6 protein-coding genes are annotated in these 18262 nt (G+C 73.5%); 4 read left to right on the top strand and 2 right to left on the bottom strand.

Translation table 11 applies throughout. The features are described from left to right. Nucleotides 1-13: 13 nt before the first annotated feature. Genes ACPXBU_RS16870 through ACPXBU_RS16885 form a run of 4 tightly spaced genes read left to right on the top strand, consistent with a single transcriptional unit; the run spans nt 14 to nt 12745 of the window. A complete protein-coding gene (locus ACPXBU_RS16870; RefSeq protein ID WP_425758753.1) occupies nt 14-3205 on the top strand; it encodes a DUF6603 domain-containing protein in 3192 nt (1063 codons plus the stop codon). Further along, nucleotides 3202-5730: a hypothetical protein gene (locus ACPXBU_RS16875; RefSeq protein ID WP_425758754.1), complete on the top strand. Its 2529-nt coding sequence runs from the start codon at nt 3202-3204 to the stop codon at nt 5728-5730. Before ACPXBU_RS16870 ends, ACPXBU_RS16875 begins: the two co-directional genes overlap by 4 nt. Next, a complete protein-coding gene (locus ACPXBU_RS16880) occupies nt 5727-11066 on the top strand; it encodes a hypothetical protein (protein WP_425758755.1) in 5340 nt (1779 codons plus the stop codon). Before ACPXBU_RS16875 ends, ACPXBU_RS16880 begins: the two co-directional genes overlap by 4 nt. Then, nucleotides 11066-12745: a hypothetical protein gene (locus ACPXBU_RS16885; RefSeq protein WP_425758756.1), complete on the top strand. Its 1680-nt coding sequence runs from the start codon at nt 11066-11068 to the stop codon at nt 12743-12745. Before ACPXBU_RS16880 ends, ACPXBU_RS16885 begins: the two co-directional genes overlap by 1 nt. Before the next feature lie 152 nt (nt 12746-12897). Here the strand turns inward: ACPXBU_RS16885 and ACPXBU_RS16890 are convergent, their stop codons facing one another. Both ACPXBU_RS16890 and ACPXBU_RS16895 read right to left on the bottom strand, forming a co-directional pair. Further along, entirely contained in the window at nt 12898-14877 is a 1980-nt protein-coding gene (locus ACPXBU_RS16890; RefSeq protein ID WP_425758757.1) for a pre-toxin TG domain-containing protein, read from the bottom strand. 4 nt (nt 14878-14881) lie between these two features. Then, the gene (locus ACPXBU_RS16895) at nt 14882-17764 is read right to left on the bottom strand and encodes a hypothetical protein (RefSeq protein ID WP_425758758.1); all 2883 of its coding nucleotides are present in this window, start codon (nt 17762-17764) and stop codon (nt 14882-14884) included. Nucleotides 17765-18262: the final 498 nt, after the last annotated feature.

The following is an 18262-nucleotide window of genomic DNA, read 5'->3' on the forward strand; positions in this document are numbered from 1 at the left end:
GAACAGGGGCGCGATGCATGACGCATCGACTTTCGAGCGACTCCTCGACACAGTGGGACGGGCGCTTGCCGCCCTCCCCGAGAACTTCACGCCGAAACGGTTTCCCCAGTTCCTCATGGAGCTCGGGCTCGACGGCGCGCTGGACCTTTCCGGCGATGCGGTGTTCCAGGGCAAGCTCACCGACGCGTCGCACGTCCTCGACGCGCTGCTGCCCGCGCTCGACGCGCTCTACGACGGCCTCGCCGCGGGCGACGCCGAGCTGACGCTGCGGGCGGGCGGCGACGTTCTCGCCGCCGTGACGGCGGCGACCGGGGCGCTGGACTCCGTCGCGGCCGACCTCACACGAGCCGCCACATCCACCCCGTTCGCGGCGTCGGCGGCGAGCCTGGCCACCGAACTCGTCCCGCGCCTGTTCGAGTTCGCTCTGGTCGGCGAACTCGAACGCAGTCATCCGACGCTGCTGGCGGTGCTGGAGCTCCTCACCGTCGTCGACCGGACGGTGGTCGAGGTCGGCACCGGTGCGACGGCGGCGCTTGTCATGCGGCGGCGCACTCATGTCGACCGTCTCGCTCCGCTCGTCACCGATCTGCAGGCGGTCCTGCGAGGCGGCTATGGATGGGAGACCGAGACGGTCCAGTGGGACCTGTTCCTCTGGCGCCTGGGCCAACTCCTGCACGCGATCGACATCGCGGCGGGCGACCTGCTCGACGCTGAAACCGGCCAACCGGCACTCGGGCTCGACCTGTCCGGCCTCACCGTCGGCATCAGCACCGACCGACACCCGCCCGGGCTCGCGGCGACGCTGACGGCGAGCGCCACGGACTCGGCGACGATTCCACTCTCCGCGCCGTCCCCCGGCTGGCGCGTGGAACTCGCCCTTCAGGGCGCGTACCGGGAAGGTCTTGCCCTGATGTTGTTGCCGCCCGCGCGGCTGCAGCTGGCCGGCGCCGTCCCGCCCGCACCCGGTGGCGTCGCACTGAAGATCCATGGCGCGGCCGCCGACGCCGGGAAGCCATTCGTCCTGCTGGGAATCGGGGGTGCCAGCCGTCTCGAGGCGTCGACCATCGAGGCGTCGATCGGTGGGTCGTTCGCCGCCGACGGCTCGGCCGGGGTGACATTTGATCTCCAGGTCACCGGCGGCGGGCTGGTGCTGTCGTCGAAGGGCGGCGACGGATTCGTCACCCAGGTCCTCCCGCGGGAGCTGCGCTGCGCCTTCGACTTCGGCATCAGCTGGTCCAGCGAGCGCGGCCTCACCTTCCACGGGACCGCGGGTCTCGACGCGACGCTGCCGGTCGGCGTCTCCCTCGACGGGCTCACGGTGCCCGCGATCCATCTGGGTCTGCAGGCCGGCGGCCCGGGACTACGGGCCGAGGTGTCGGCAAGCGTGGGGCTGTCCATCGGTCCCGTCCAGGCCCTGGTGGATCGCGTCGGCATGGCGGCGGTCGTGACGTTTCCCACCAGGGGTGGCAACCTCGGGGTCGCCGACCTGCACGTCGGCTTCACACCACCGTCGGGGCTGGCGCTGACCGTGGACGCCGGGCCGGTGACCGGCGGCGGGGCGCTCGTCCTCGACCCCGACCGCGGGGTGTACGCGGGCGAGATGCAGCTGCAGTTCCAGCAGATCGCGGTGCGCGCCGTCGGTCTGCTGACGACCGGCCCGTCGGGTTATTCGCTGCTGGTGCTGGTGTCGGCGCAGTTGCCGCCGGTACAGCTCGGGCTCGGGTTCATGCTTGTCGGCGTCGGCGGCCTGCTCGGCATCCATCGCACCGTCGCCGTCGAGGCCCTGCGTGCCGGCCTCAAGGCGGGCGCTCTGGGCGCGGTGCTCTCTCCGCCGGATCCGAAGGCCGACCCGGCCCGCCTGATGGCGAGTCTGGCCGGCCTGTTCCCGCCGGCGGCGGGCCGGCACGTGTTCGCGCCGACCGCGCGGATCGTGTGGGGTTCACCGGTGCTGATCACCATCGATCTCGCGCTGGTGCTGGAGCTGCCGTCACCGGTACGGCTGGTCGCGCTGGGACGGGTACGGGCGCTGCTGCCCGAGGAGAGCGACCCGGTGGTGCGCCTCCAGGTCGACGTGCTGGGCGTGATCGACTTCGACCAGCAGAGCGCCGCCGTCGACGCGACGCTCATCGACTCCCGCATCGCCCAGTTCGCGCTCACCGGCGATCTCGCGCTGCGCATGAGCTGGGGCCCGAATCCCACCTTCCTGCTGGCGGTCGGCGGGTTCCATCCGCGCTTCGCCGCGCCGCCGGGGTTCCCGGCGCTGGACCGCGTCGCGGTCGCGCTGGCGAGCGGGGACAACCCGAAACTGCGGCTGGAGGCATACCTCGCGCTGACCTCCAACACGGTGCAGTTCGGCGCGCGCGTGGACGTCGGCGCCCGCGCCGGCAGCTTCAGCATCGGCGGCTTCCTGGCCTTCGATGCGCTGGTCACCCTCTCGCCGCTGGCGTTCCACGTCGACATCGCGGCGAAGCTGGCGGTCAAGGCCGGCAGCCACACCCTGTTCTCGATCAATCTCGCGCTCACCCTCACCGGCCCGAGGCCGTGGCACGCGCACGGTCGCGCCTCGTTCTCGATCCTGTTCTTCGACGTCTCGTTCGGGTTCGACCTCACGGTCGGTGACGCCGCACCCGCCGCGCTGCCGAACCCGGTCGACGTCGGCCCGCTCCTGCTGGCGGCGCTCGCCGATCCGCGCTCCTGGAACGCACAGCTGCCCGCCAGCGCCGATGTGGTCACGCTGCGCCGGCTGGAGCCCGGCCCGGCGATCCTCGCGCACCCGCTGGCGACGCTGCAGGTTCGCCAACGCGTCGCTCCGCTGGAACGCACCCTGGACCGCTTCGGCGCCGGAGTCCCCAGCGGCGCTCGACGCTTCCGCATCACCCAGGCCACCGTCGGCGGCGTCCGCACCACGCTCACCCCGCTCCCGGACCGCTTCGCGCCCGCGCAGTTCACGACGATGAGCGACGACGTGAAGCTCTCCGCGCCGTCCTTCGAAGCGATGACCTCCGGCGCCGCGCTCGGCGCCGACGGCTACACCACCGGCGCTCCCGTCACCGTCGGCGTCGTCTACGAACAGGCCCTCGTCACCGCCGAGAACATCACGCCGCCCGGCCACCAGCGGCTCCCGCTCCCACCCGATGTCTTCGCCACCCTCACCGCGCCGACGAGTGCCCCCGCCGCCGCCTTCGCCCTGCGAGATGCCGCATGACCTCTCCCGTGCCCGCCGCGTACACCTTCCTGCCCTGGGTCCAGGGCGGCGTCGGCCGCTCGATCGCCGCCGCGGACGAGCCGGCGGCCACGCTGCCCGCGCGCGTGACCCTGCCCGTGTCGCTGCACCTGGACCCCGCCGGCGACGTGCCGGTGTCCGTGCGCCTCTACGGGCCGGGCGACGTGACCGGCCTGACCGCCGCGCAAATCGTCCGCCGCGACCCGGCACCGGGCACCACCCGCTTCGAACCCGGCTACCTGCCACAGGTCCAGTTCGCGCGCGCCGACCTCCCCTGGCTGTTCACTCCCGCCGCGGCCGGGGCGGCCAGGACGAGGCTGCGTCCGTGGCTGGTGCTGGTGACGGTCCGCCGCGGCGCCGCGGCCCGCCTGCGGCCCGGCAACCCGCTGCCGGTACTGGAACTCGACAACCCGGCCGCCGAGCTGCCGGATCTCGCGCAGTCCTGGGCGTGGGCGCACGCGCAGATCACCGGGCTCGCCCCCGGCGTCCGGCCCGCCGACGCCCTCGCCACCGACCCGGGCCGGGCCGGCTCCCGGCTTGTCTGCGCCCGCAAGCTCGAGGCCGGCACCGCCTATCTGGCCTGCCTGGTGCCCGCGTTCGCCGTCGGCGTCCAGGCCGGCCTCGGCATGCGTGTGCCGGAAGACGCGAAACTGGACCCGGCCTGGGGCGCGACACCGACCGGCCCGCTGCGGCTGCCGGTCTACGACTCCTGGGAGTTCGAGACGGGGCGCGAGGGCAGCTTCGAGACGCTGGTTCGCAGGCTGCACCCGGCACCGCTGGATGCCACCACGTCACGGCCGCCGAACCTCGACCTGGGCGCCGCCGGCAGCGGCCTGCCCGCCGCAGGGGTGATCGGCGTCCAGAGCGCGCTGCGCGCGCCCGGCCCGGACGACCCCCCGGTGTGGCCGGACACCGCCCGGATGCCGTTCCAGTCGGCGCTCGAACGCCTTCTCGGAACGACGGCGCCGGACACGTTGGCGCCACCGGCGTACGGCCAGGTGCAGGCCGGGGTTGGCGGGCTCCCGCCGGCCGGCGCGGAGCCGGCCTGGCTGCGCGAGCTCAACCTCGACCCGCGCCTGCGGGTCGCCGCGGCCGCCGGCACCCGGGTCGTCCGGGACCGCCAGGAACGCCTGATGGCCCGCGCCTGGGAACAGGCCGGTGCCGCCGCCGAGGCCAACGCCGTCCTGCGCGGCTCGCAGTTGGCCCGCGAGCTCGGCGGCGTGGTCATGGACCGGCACCTGACGCCGCTGTCCCCGCCGCAGCTCGTGACCATGACCCGGGCGGCGCACACCCGCATCGCGCTCGCCGGCGGAACCGTGGCCGACGCGTTGCAGGCCAGCCGCATTCCGGCGGCCGCCGCGTCGGGCGCCATGCGCCGTCTCACCAGCCCGGAGGGGGCGCTCGCGCGCCGGGCCGCGCAGACCGGCCCGGTGGACATGCTCGCCGCCGTCGACCAGGTCGCGAAGCGGCCGCCGCCGGCGCCGCCGACCGGCATGGTGATCGTGTCCCCCGTCGCCCTGCAAGCTGCCGTCGCCGTGCCGGCCACCGTGGACACCCGCCCGGCGATCTCCGCGGACGTGCTACGCGCCCAACTCCTCGATCGCCTCGCGCCCGAGAAGACCGTGCTGGCGCGGACGATGGCCCGCGTGGCCGCCCCCGCGGGCACCTGGACCCGACCCGATCCGCTGGCCCCGGCGGCCATCGCGCCTCGCTTCCCCGAGCCGATGTTCGACGGCCTCCAGCGGGTGGCGCCGTGGTTGTTCCTCCCCGGCGTCGAGGACGTCGAGGCCGACGGCGTGGCGCTGCTGGAGACGACGCCGAGGGTCATCGAGGCGTACCTGGCCGGGCTGAACCACGAGTTCAGCCGGGAGTTGCTGTGGCGGGAGTTCCCCGGTGTGCTCACCGGCACGGCGTTCCGCCAGTTCTGGGACGTCAGCGGCCAGCCCGGCGACGCCGAGGCGCTCGCCGACATCCCGCCGATCGCCCAGTGGGCCGGCACGCCGCTCGGCCGGCACGTGCGGGGCGGCAGCGATCAGCTCGTCCTGCTCGTGCGCGGCGAGTTGCTCCGCCGCTACCCGACCACCACGATCTACGCCGCGCAGGCGACCGGGGCGGGCGCGCTGGACGCGACGACGCGGCTGCAGCCCATGTTCCGCGCCGCGCTGCCGCCGGACATCGTGCTTGTGGGTTTCGGGCTGAGCGAGGAGGTGGCCCTCGCCGCGCCGGGCTGGTACTTCGTCTTCGAGCAGTACCCCGGCGAGCCGCGGTTCGGCTTCGACGAGGTCGCCGGCCCCGGCGTCCCGGGCACCCCGGACGCGCTGGCCTGGACGCACGTGCCCGTCACCGCATCCGGGCACGCCGACGTGAGCAAGCCGCTGCTGTCGGCGTCCACCGGGCTGCAGGCCCAGTGGGGCAAGAACGCGGCCAACACGGCGTTCGTGACCCTCCAGCAGCCGTTCCGGATCGCCATGCACGCCTCGCGTCTGATTGCCCGGAGGACCACATGACCGACCTGGCGGCAATCGCCGCGGCGCGCGCCACGGGCCGCGCGGCCGAGGCCGACGCTCTCACGCTGGCCAACCAACTCGTCGCCGCCAAGGCCGATCGCGCGCGGCTGCGCGACGACCTCGCGCAGCTACCCGGCCGCGTCGCCGCGCTGCAGAACGCGGTCGGCGAGGCCCAGGCACGGGTGGCGGCGGCGACGCAGTCGCGGGACTCGATCAACGCGCAGGCCGCGCCCGTCCGGGCCGCGGCGGCCGCCGCCGACAGCGCCGCCCAGAGCGCGCAGAGCCGGTGGGACAGCGCCCTCGAGTGGCTGGCGGAGGTACAGCGGGAGCACGAGTCGGCGTCCCAGATCGCCGCCGCGCAACGGGCCGCCTTCAACGCACAGCAGGCCGCGCTCGCCGCGCGCCACCAGGCCGCGACAGCGGACGCCGCGGCGGCGGCGTTCGACGCGCCGATCGCCGCCGCGGCCGCCGAGCTTCAGGCGGCACAGGCGGAGCTCGCCGGCGCCCAGCAGCAGCTCGCCGCGGCTCAGCAGCAGCTCGCCGCCGCGCAGGCGCGCCAGGCGGAGGTCGAGGCGCTGCCCGGCACGCTGACCACCGCCATCGCCACGCAGCGTACGAAGGTGACCGCCGCCTGGCAGCAGTGGGACACCCTGATCGGCGCCGCGCTCACCGCCATCGCCGGCGCGGCCCCGACCGACGTCGAGCGCCTGCGCGGCGAACTCGTCGCCGGCGACAGCCCCGACGACCTGGTCGCGCTGCTCGCCGCCGACGTACCGCTGGCGTTGCTGCCGGTACGGCTGGAGACCCGCTTCGACGGCACCGACCTGCTGGTGCGCGTCTATCCCGACACACTGCACGTCGACACCCACGAACCGGAGCTGACCGCCGAGGAGCTCGCGTGGGGCAGGGCGTACCTCGAACGGGAGACGGCGAGCGGCGTGACGGCTCCCGCGACCCTCGAGGCCTGGCGCGCGGTGGTGACCCGCTTCGGGTCGCCGCGGGCGGCCTGGATCGCCCAGGCCGCGGCGGCGCCGGTGCCACCCCAGCGCGCCGAGGCGTGGACACGCGCGGCCCGGACGAACGTGTTGCCCGACCGGTGGGTCGCGCTTGGCTACCGCGGCGGCGCCCGCCAGATCGCGGCGATCGGGCGTCCGATCGCGGACACCCTGGCCCTCGGTCCGGACCCCCACGACGCCGCAGCGGGCGACCCGGCGGCCCCGCTTGGGCCGGCCGCGCAGTGGCTCGTGGACTTCGATCGTGCGATCGAGCGGGGCATGGCGCTGCGCATTCCGCTCGGCGCGGCCTCCACCGGCCTCGACCGGCTCCTGGTGCTCGGCGTCCGCGTCACCGCCGACGGCGCCGAGGGCGCGCGGCGGCTGTCCGCGCTGCTCGACGCCCATCACTACACCGACGGACTCTCGCTCATCCCGCCGGGCGCGCCGACCAACAACACCGAGAGCGTGCGATCGGGGTGGACGCCCGCCGGCGACGACCCGGCCGTGAGCCTACGCAACGAACGTGGCACCGCGCTCACCACACCGAACTCGGACGGCGCGGTGCTGACCCGCGCGCTCGGGATCTCCACCGACCCGCTCGGCCACGTCGACGGCGCCGGGGGCGGCGCCGTCGGGCTGGAGCGCCTGATGCGCGTGGCGCTCTGGCCGGCGACGTGGGGTTACGTGCTCGAGCACCTGCTCGGTCCGATCTCCGACGACGCCGTCGCCCTGGCCCGCGGGCACTTCCTGACCAACGTGGCGGCCGGCGGCGCGTTGCCCGTCGTGCGGGTCGGCCGCCAGCCGTACGGCGTGCTGGCCGCGACCTCGCTCGCACACTGGCGGCTGCTCGACCCGCCCGACCTCGACGCGCTGATGGTGCCGCTGCTCTCCGGCCTCGCCCCCGCCTGGCGCGCCGCGCTGGACCGGGTGCCGTCCGTCCGGCCCGGCGTGGACCTCGGCGGGGTGCTGGCCGGCAGCGTGGCCATGAGCCCGGTGTCGGTCCACTATGCCGCTCGCGTCGTCACCCGCCCGTCCCCCGACTTCGGCACGGTCCTGCGCGTCGCCCAGGCCCTTGCGCCGATCCGGGCACTCGGCCTGACGCTGGACCCGGCACTCGCCGTGGCCGTGTTCGAGAGGCAGTTCGCCGCGCTCACCGGCCCGCTGGTCGCCGATGCGCCGTCGGAGACCGCGGCGGTCCCCGCAGCCCAGAACTACATTCGCTGGCTCGTCCTGAGCGGACTCGACACCGTGCGATCCGGTCCCCCGCCGGCCGGCGCGAACACGCTGTTGTTCGCTCTGCTGCGCCACGCGCTGCTGCGTGCGTACGCGACGGCCGCGCTGCGCATCGTCCGCGCCCGAGGGCTCGCACAGCCGGGAGAGGGCGACGAGCCGGGCCTGGCCGCCGGGGTGCCGCCGTCGCCATGGACGCGCCTCGCCGCGCCGCTGGACGGCGTCACGGCGGCCGGCCAGACCCTCGCCCAGCACATCGACGCGCTGCGGGCCGTCAACAGCGCCGCCGGCTCGCCCGCCGCCGCCCAGCTCACCGAGCTGATGGAGGTGCACGGGGCGCTGCGCCAGCTGCTGTCCGTCCCGAGCGCCGCGCTCGCGCGGATGACCGCCGGCGTGCTGGACCTCGCGTCGCACCGGCTCGACGCCTGGGTCACCGCGCAGGCCTCGCGCCGCCTGGCGACGCTGCGAACGCACAAGGCGGGCGTACGCCTCGGCGGGTACGGGGTGGTGGAGAACCTCCGCCCGGCGAGCGCCCCGACGGCGAGCAAGGGCTACATCCACGCGCCCTCACTCGGCCAGGCGGCCACCGCGGCCGTGTTGCGCTCCGGGCACCGCGCCCACCTCTCCGACGCCGGAGCGCCGCTGGCCATCGACCTCTCGTCGCGTCGCGTGCGCGTCGCGCTCTCGGTGCTCGACGGCGTGCGAGCCGGCCAGCCGCTCGGCGCAGTCCTCGGCTACCGCCTGGAGCGCGGTCTGCACGACAACCACCCCGAGCTCGTGCTGGACCGCTACGTCGCGGCGCTGCGGGGGCTCGCTCCCCTCGACGCGCTGACGGCGGCCGAGCACGACCTGAGCGCGGCGCAGGACCGGCAGACCGAGGCGGCCCAGGTGTTCGGCCGGCTGCAGGCACAGGACCAACAGGCCAAGGCGGCCGACCTCGGACTCCAGGGGCGGGTCGCGTCCGCGCAGACGGCGCTCACCGCGGCGCAGACCAGCGCGGCGTCGCTCGGCGGGCAGCTGGAATCGGCGCAGAATCACCTCGAGTGGCTGCAGGAGCACCGGCCCGGTGGCTTTCCCTCGATCCTGGTCTGGCGCGACGACGTGACCGCGACCGAGGCGACAATCAGTGCGGTGCAACCCCAGGTCGCCGCGGCGAACGCCGCGGTCGGCACCGCCACGACGACCCTGGCGCAGCTGCACGCGCAGCAGCAGGCCTCCGCCGCGCTGGTCGCCGCGCTGGAGCAGCAGGTCGGCGACCAGCAGGACGCGGTGGACGCCGCCAACGCCGCCGTGACGGCCGCCCAGGCGCACGTGGACGACCTGCGCGCACATGAGCCGCCCGTGTCGGAGGCGCTGCTGGCGAACAACGTCGCCGACGGGCTCGGCCTGCGCCGGCGCTGGCGCGCGGGGATCGCCGCGAACGTGTGGAACGACACCACGATCCCGTTCGGCAGCGCCGGCCTGCCCGGGCGGACCACGCCGGAGGGTCAGGCGGTCGAGGCGGAGCTGAGCGCGCTCGACGACACCGTCGACGCGCTCGCCGACCTGCTCACGGCCGAGAGCGTCCACCACGCGGTGCAGGGCAACGCCCAACGCGCCGGCGCCACCGTCGACGCACTCTCGCGGGGGGACACCACCGCGCCCGACGTGGAGGTCGTCCGCACGCCGCGCAGCGGCACCGCCGTCACGCATCGCCTGCTCGCGCTCGCCGACGCGACGGCGGGCAGCGGCTGGCCCACGGACGCCACCCAGGTACGCGCGAAGGTCGAGCCGGCCCTCGAAGCCTGGGCGGGCAGCCTGCTCGGCCCGGCGAGCCGCGTACGCATTCGGGTGCGCTCCGGGACGACAGTGTCCACCACCGACCTGAGCGTGCTGAAGCTCTCGGCGCTCGACGCCCTTGCCCTGACCCCAGCCGGTGGGCCCACCGGGCAGACGGAGATCGAGCAGGCGCTGAGCGCCCGTCTCGGCGGCCCGCTGGTGCCGGACCGCGACCCGACGTGGACGCCGGCCCAGCTTTCGCTCGCCGAGTTCCTCGAGCTCGCGCGGGCCACCCGCGAGCTGATCGAGGGTGCGCGGCCGCTGGACGCGCGCGACCTCGCGCTGCCCGGACCCACGACCGACGCCGGGATCGACCGGGCCGACCTGGCCGCGCGGGCCGCCATCGCCACCGGCGCGCTCGCGGACACGCGTACCAAGCTCTCCGCGGCGCTCGCCGGCGGCCCTCCGGACGCGCTGCGAGCCGCCCTCGCCCGCGCCGCGAAGCTGGGCGTCAGCACGCCTCCGGAGGCGGCCGGCGCCGCCCTCGCCGAGCTCGACCGCCGTACCGCGAGCGTCGCGGCGGCGAGCACCGACGCCGCGCGGGTCGCCGCCGTGCTGGGTGACGACTTCCGGCTGCTGCCGCGCGTCACCGCCAGCGCCGCGGCCGAGTTCGTGGGCTCGCTGGCCGACAGCGCGCCGCTGCAGGGCGGCGACCCGCTGGCGGCGGTCACCTGGCTGCAGCGTGCCGCGCACGTACGCGAGGGCGCCTCCCGGCTGGAAACCGCGCTGATGTACGGCGAGGCCACCGCCGGCGGCCAGCCGATGCGCCTGCGGGTCGCCCAACTGCCGCGGCGGGCCGGCGACCGCTGGGTCGGCCTGCCGGCGACGAGCCAGCAGCCGATCGGGTCGGGCCGGCTGTCACTCGTCGTGCAGTCCGCCGCCGCCGCACCGCCGGCCGCCGGTGCGTCCGTCACCGGGCTGGTCGTCGACGAGTGGACCGAGGTCGTCCCCGACCGTACGCAGGTGACAGGCCTCAGCTTCCACGTCGACCAGCCCGACGCCCGCGCGCCGCAGGCGATCCTGCTGGCCGTCCCGCCGACCGAGGCGCACGTCTGGAGTCTGTCCGCGCTCGAGGCGACGGTGCTGGAGACACTCGAGCTGGCCCGGCTGCGGCTGGTCGACGGCGAGGCGCTGGCCGCCGGTCCCACCGGGGCTCCGCCTCCCGGCCCGCCCCCGCTGCCGCTCGGGCAGTACCTGCCGGCGATCTACCTGGCCTCCGCGCCCGCGTCGGACACGGTGACCACCGACCTCGGGCACGTGGCCGCCACGGCCGTCGCACAAGGGGGTGCCTGATGACCGTCGAGCCGACACGCTGGGCCCGACTGGAGCCCGCCGCCCGCGACCCGGAGCTCGCGCCGGGCCTGGAGGCGCGCGTCCACGACCCGCTCTGGCTGCTGGGACGCCAGTGGCAGTTCGGCGAGTTCGCCGCGAGCGACGCCGGCAGCGCGATCCTCGCGCAGGTCACGGCGTCGGTCGCGCCGCTGAGCAAGCTGCGGCCCGGCCGGCTCACGCCGACCCCACGCATCGGCAACTACTCGGCCATCGCGATGCCGTTGGAGGCGCTCGTGGAGGCCGACGACATCCACGCCGCACCGACGGCGCGCATGCGCGTCCGCGCGGGACAACAATTCGAGCGACTGCTCGCCGCGCGCAGCCTCGGCACGTACGTGAGCGGCTACCGCACCGCCTATCCGATCGCGACGACACCCGACCCCGGCGACTCGCCCAGCCGGCGCTTCCTGACCATGGTGGCGGGCCGCGCCATCGACGGCGAGAAGCTGTACCGCGACCTCAAGACATCGCTGCGGGCGACGCCGCCGACGCTGCCCGCCGCCCCGGCGATCCCCGCGGCCGACGCCGCCGCCGTGACCGCGGCGGCGCAGGCCTGGGTGACGTGGATGGACACGCTCGTGTTCACCGGCTCCGGTGCGCCCGCCGCCTGGATGCCCGACCGCCTGGAGTACGCGTTCGGCACGGCGTCCCCGGACGGCATCACGCTCGAGGCCGCCGAGTACTCCGACGGGCGGCTGGACTGGCACGCGTTCGACGCCACCGGTACGCCGGCCGTCCCGCCGGTGGGGCGCGGCACGCTCGGCCCGGTAACGGTCGTCCCGGCCGCCGTCACCTACCCCGGCATGCCGGCTCCGCGGCTGTGGGAGTTCGAGGACGGGCGCGTCAACTTCGGGGCGGTCGACGCGCACCCCGAAGACCTGGGACGCCTCCTGCTGGCCGGCTTCGGGCTCATCTACGGCGCCGACTGGCTGCTCGTCCCGCTCGAGGCCGCGATCGGCAGCGTCGTGCGGATCACGCGGCTCGACGTGCGCGACACGTTCGGTCGCACCACCACGGTCGGGCCGACCGCCCCGGCCGGCGACTGGGGCATGTTCGGCCTGTCGCGCGCGGACGGGCCGCCGGACACCGCCCTGCTGCTCGCGCCCACGCTCGCCGCGAGCGTTCAGGGCCGCGATCTGGAAGATGTCCTGCTGCTGCGCGACGAGGCGGCAAACCTCGCCTGGGCGATCGAACGGATTACCGAGGGCGAGGACGGCCGCCCGGCAGATCGTGCGCAGGCGGCCTACGAGGCGGCCCCCGTCGACCCACCACCGGCGGCCGCCGGCACGCTGCCGTACCGCCTACGCACCGACCCGCCGGCACACTGGTTCCCGCTCCTGCCGCAACGCCTTCTGCCCGCCGATCCGTCGATGAGCTTCCGCCTCGGCGCCATCCCGCGCCAGCAGCCCGCCGCGCCACTGCGCCCGCGGGGCCGGCTGCTGGCCCCGATGGTCAAGGACCCGACCCTCAGGCTCCGCGAGGAGGAGGTCCCCCGCGAAGGCGCCCGGGCGACCCGCGCCTACCAGCTCGCACGCTGGATCGACGGAACCACGCTGCTCTGGCTCGGCAGGCGCAAGAGCGTCGGGCGCGGGGAGGGCTCCAGCGGACTGCGCTTCGACACCGCCGACCCGCCCGCCTGAGTCCGAGGCCCGGCGGCTGGCACTGGGGACGCTACCGGGACGTCTCCTCCATTGAAGAGTGGCTCGGCGTCGGCCGGAACACCTACGCCTACCACGACGCGCTCGGTGACGTGTCGCGGCGAGCCGCACCGCACCGGACATGCGCGGGGCTGCTACTTCGGCCGGCCGGTGGCGGGCACCGGGACGGCCTGGCCGGGCACGCCGCCGGGGAGCAGGGGAGCCGGGCCCAGCAGATGCTCCGGGGGCACGTGGATGCGTAGGCTGTTGGACAGGTCGACCAGCTCCTTCTGCGTCACATTCATTCCGAGCACCTCGAAGTTGTAGCCCAGTCCCGTGAGCTGCTCCTGCATGTTCCCCACCGGCACATCCCTGGGAAGTAAGCCGAAGACCTTCGTGTCCTTCGGGGAGACCCGCACCGGCAGGAACTCCTCACCGACCTGGATCACCGCCGCGGTACCGTCCTCATTGGCCGCCAGCCGTTCGATGTCGCGGCGGACCTGCCCGCCCTCCTCGCTCAGCACGACCTCACGCTCGATCCCGTCCAGGGCCGCGTCGACCTCGTCGGCTCTGGTGGGGAATTTTTCGCCGCGCAGCCGGGCCCGGTTGTTGCGGGCGCGCAGCACGTCACGGGCGTACGCGCGCAGTTCGGCGCGCTCAGCCTGGGACAGGGAACTGATGCCGCCGGAGGCGATCTTCAACTCCCGGGCGGCGTGCCGACCTGCCTTGGCCTCGAAGATGGCGACGATGATCAGCGCACCGTTCTGCCGGTGGGCCAGGATGCCGTCGGTGAGCTGGCGTCCCGACGCGTCGCGGATCATGTGGCCGGGGATGAACTCCAGCGTCTGGGGCGCCGGGATGTGGATGCCCAGGGCACGCAGCCCGGCGGGATCACGCAGCCACGCCGCGATCCGCGCCTCCAGGAACTCCTCCAGCAGCTGCCCCTTCATCAGATTGATGTTCGGGCCCTTCTCAACGACCCGCATCAGCGCCAGATGGTCCAGCTCGCTGAGCACCGCCGTGCCGCTGACGAGCTTCTTCAGCGAGTCGGCGACGTACGTGGCGATGGACATCCCCCGCGGGCTGCCCCGCTTGACGCCCATCCTCTCCAGCGCGCTGACGGCCCTCGCCGCCAGCGCCGAATTGACCTTCTTTCCCGCCACAATCAGGGTCCGGGCCTCGGAGATGGCGAGGCGCCCAGTGACGTCCTCGCTGACCTTCTCCCCCGCAGCCAGGGCGAGGCTCCACCGTGTGGCGTCGCGCCCGTACAGCCGCTCCATCCGCGCCGCGGTGTAGAGCGCCCGACCGCCCCTGACGAACCGGGAGGCGAACGGCAGTAGCACTCCCCCGGCGATGATGCACCGGTCGACCTCGGTCAGCTCGTAGCCGAAGATGTCGTACCCGAAGGTCGCCTCGAAGATCGCAACCGCGGTGCCGACGACCGGGATGAGGGCGATGCCGAACTCGACGACCTCCAGCGCCGCCGGACGGTGTTCGAGGGGCAGCGGGAAGGGATTGGTGTCGGTGGGCTGCCGCTGGGCTATCCGCAGCGTGACCAGCAGGTCCTGGCGCTGTGCCAGCATCCGGCTCATACCCTCGGCCGCGGGCAGGGTGAGAAAGTCGTCGTCGCCCTGGTGCGCCATCACCCAGGCGGCCAGGGTCGCCGCAATGGCGTCGAGGGCATCGGGAACAGAAGGTTCGGGAGGCACCGGAGATCCTGGCACCGCCGACGCCCGGTCGTGTTCCTGTACCAGCAGTACGCGCTTGCGGGGGCGATCGACGACCAGGTGCGTGGGCATGGTGGCGCATTCGCGCAGCATCCGCATCAGCGCTAGGTATTCGTTGTTCTTGGCGGTGAAGGCCTCCGGGGTCAGCTCACGGCGGCGCAGCGGGGCTGCCGCCTGCCGCCGTGCGTTGACCTTCCACAGCTCTGGGCCGGAGAGACCGCCCTCCTTGCGATGCTCGTATGCGGCAAGGGAGTCAGGCCGCCGAGCGAGATCCTCGGCCATGATGGTGACCCCGCCGCGCAGCACGGCCAGCTCGAAGGCGCTCGCCCTGCCACCGGTCATGCCGGCCTCGAACTCGACACGAGCCGAGGTCAGCATTCGCCGGTAGGGGCCCAGATCGATGGCCACCGAGTCAGGTTGGGTAGACGGGGAGTTCGGGGCCTTCCTGCAACCACACAAGTGTGGTCGGCACGGTGAACTCCCACGGGCTGCCCTCGGGCAACGCGCCGGCCAGGTCGTCGGTCTGCGCCCGCACCTCGTCGGCGACCGACCTGTACAGCGGGTCGTCGATGGTTGGCGGCTCGCCGCCGAGCCAGACCCGGTCGGCCAGCCGAGGGCTGCTGCGAGCCAGGAAGTACGCGACCGCCAGGTTGTATGCGGGCGACACCGGGACCACCACCCTGGCCGCGCCTGCCTGCTTGAACTGGGCGAACAACGGGTCGATGTCGGAGCGGTTGCTGGCCTCGGTCCACTTGGTCTTGCGGCCCCAGAAGTACGGATAGAACAGGTAGGTCATCTGCGGCCAGTCGAAGGCCTGTTCGAAGAACTGGATGATCGGGCCCTCTGCCAACGCCTCGTACACGTCGACCTCGGGCAGCTTCGCCGGGGCGTCCGCCGGGTCCGTCATCGCGTTGTAGCCGCTGAGGTGGCTGCCGGTCATCATGGTGACACACAGCTTCTTCAGCTCGGTGCGCTCGATCTCCCGATTGGTGGCCGGGTTGCGGCCCTGGATCACCACGGCCCCCTCCTGCGCGCCGGCCTGGGCCACCTTCTGGTCGTACGCCGTCTTCATGGCCAGGTAGGCTGTGCTGATCTTCTCGAAGGTCTTGTTCTGCCAGTCCTGCAGGTGCGCGGGGTTCCGGTAGCAGTTGATGCCGACGTTGACCGAGTACGCGTTGATGTCGTACCCGATGCAGCTGACCGCCATGGGCCCTGTCGGGTTGTCGAAGGTCTCCGCGGACTGCGCCCATCCCAGGGTGTGCACTCCGCCCTCCTTGACCGCGGTGCTGACGACGAGTTCGGCGGCGTCATCACCGATTTGGATCGAGAACCGTGGCCCGCCGACCACGTAGATCAGCGACACGTTGGCGATGTAGTAGATCATGGTGTAACCGTCCGGCACGACCAGGTCCTTGAGCATCTTCGATACGGTCTTGCCGTTGTCGACGCCACTCTGCTCGAACGACGTCGCCGCGTACGTCCATTCCAGCGGCGGCGTGGTGATTCCCTGTGCGTTGTACCGGCTGGCGAACATCTGGTAGTTCGACTCGTTGAGGTCGGCGGCGGTCAGCGGCTGGTTCTTGGCGTTGACGAGCGGTATCGGCGGCTCAGCGCCCACCACGGTCTTCGGCCGCAACTGCGAGGCGAGCCAATAGGCCGCCGGCTGCGGCACGATGAACTCCAGCATCAGCCGCCGGCCGTAGTTGTAGACCTGCGCCCGGTAGCGCTTGTCCACCCAGCGGTAGACGCCGGTGATGTGCGCTGCGCCCTGGGCGTTGTCGACGCCGTGGGTATTGGTCTCCTCGACCTCGTGGAAGGTCTTGGTGGTGCGCTCGGTCTTCACCTTCTTCTGAATCTTCGTGACGGAGCGGTCGACCACATCGCGGGCGAAGTTCGAGCTGCTCCTGGTCGACTCCTGCTTGGATGTCGCGTAGGCGAAGTCGCCGTGTGCGGTGGTGACGACCGGCCCGAAGGCGGCGGTCACCGTCACTCCGGCCTGGACGCTCATGTCCTCCTTGACGGTCTGGTCCGCCTCCTTCTTCAGCTCGAACCGGTCGGTGGATTGCTGGTCACGCTCGGTCTCGTTCACCTCCTCCGACGACTCGAAGTACGTGGACTCGACCCGGTCCAGCATGCGGTGCACCCGCTCGCGGTGCTCGCCCTTGAGCACGTTCTCTATGTGTGCCACTTCTCCCGGGGCGTACCCGAGCAGGGTCTGCTTGACCACCTTCAGGTCGCCGACGCCCAGTGGCCGGATCCGGCCGCTGACATCCACGTCGGGGCTGGTGCCCGGGTCGGGGTCGGCATCGAAGATCCCAAGGAGGTCCAGGCCCGGCGCGATGGTGCCCACGTCGTGCAGATCGAGCGTGCCCGACAGCGCCCGGAACTCGCGCCGCAGCGCCGGGTCGTCACGCAGAGCGTCCACCCTCCGCAGCAGCGTGCTCAGGTGCGTTTGAGCGGTCGCGGTCGCCGTCGGCACCGCGGTGGCCTCCCCGATCCGTAGACGGGCCGAGACGCTCCGCGCTTCCTCGGACAGGTTGCCCTCGAATATCCGCGCCATGCTCGCCACGCGTCCCAGCGTGATCCGGTTGCGGAACACGTCGCCGTGCTGGGTCGGCTCCTCCGACAGCACCCGCTCGCGGATCGGCGCGGCGTTCGCCCGTACGGCGTCCAGCAGTGTGCGGGTCGCCGCGACCTCCCGCAGAAGCGCGCGGACCGGCTCGTCGGACACCTCGGCGTGCCCTGCCACCGAGGCGGAGCCGCGCCAGCGTGTGGCCTCGGGCACCTCGACGACCGCGAGCTCCGCGGGCACAACCGGAGTGGCGCCCAGCGCGGTCACCGCGTCGGCGGCGGTGGTTGCCGCGTCGGCGCGCCACAGTGCGGCGAAGTGCAGTGCCCGCAGCGCCGCCGTCGGCGTCTCCAGGTCGGGTCCGGCCGCCGGGCCCTGACGATACGCCCGGTACAGCGCGTCCCAAGCCGTCCCGGCCAGCTCGGCGGCATCGCGGTCGGCCAAGGCGAGCACGTCACGCAGCTCCGCGTCCGCGTCGCCCAGCGGGTCGCCGCCGGGCTGCGCGCCGAAGCGGTCGGCCAGCGCGCGGGCCGCTTCGGCCAGCGCGGCCAACCGCGCGTCCTGGTGCCGCGTGGACTCGTCATCATCGTGCCCGGCGAGCGACCCGCCGCCGGGGGCTCTACGCTGGTCGGTGATCAAGCCGAGGGCCGCCTCACGTTGCCCGACCAGTTGCGGCGGACGTACGGCGACGAACTTGAAGGCATCGACGGTCTGACTGTCTGGCATAAGGTCCGTTGTAGGACCTCGCGACGGGTGCGCACAGTGTCTGTCGGATAGCGGCCTCGCCGAGCCGACAACGGGGCGAGGTCACCAGCGACGTGGACGGCACTGCCTGTCGTGCTCGACGGCCTTTCGCAACGAAACTGACCGACCTGCTCGGAACGGCTCAGGTGCGAGGAGCGAGCGCCGCCGCTGGTTGGCGAGGCTCAGGTCGGACCACTGCGTGAGCCGTCAACCAACCACTCGGCGAACTGCTCGCGGACGCAGGTCGCCTACCCGCCATCAGGTACGCGCGACCGAGAGGTTCCGCCCGCTGAGCGGCTAGAGCGGACGAGTCCACGCTCACCGTCCAGCCGACCGACCCCGCCGCGTCCGCCCGGGCCTGCATCGAGGTGAGGATCCGCGCTCAGACACTGTCACGCTGCCACTAGACGAGTAAGTCCGAAGTCGGGTCAGTGGTCGTAGGCGATCAGGGACCTGGTCACGGGTTGGCCGGTGGTCCGG

This window comes from Micromonospora sp. DT231, assembly GCF_049847025.1.
GTDB lineage: Bacteria > Actinomycetota > Actinomycetes > Mycobacteriales > Micromonosporaceae > Micromonospora.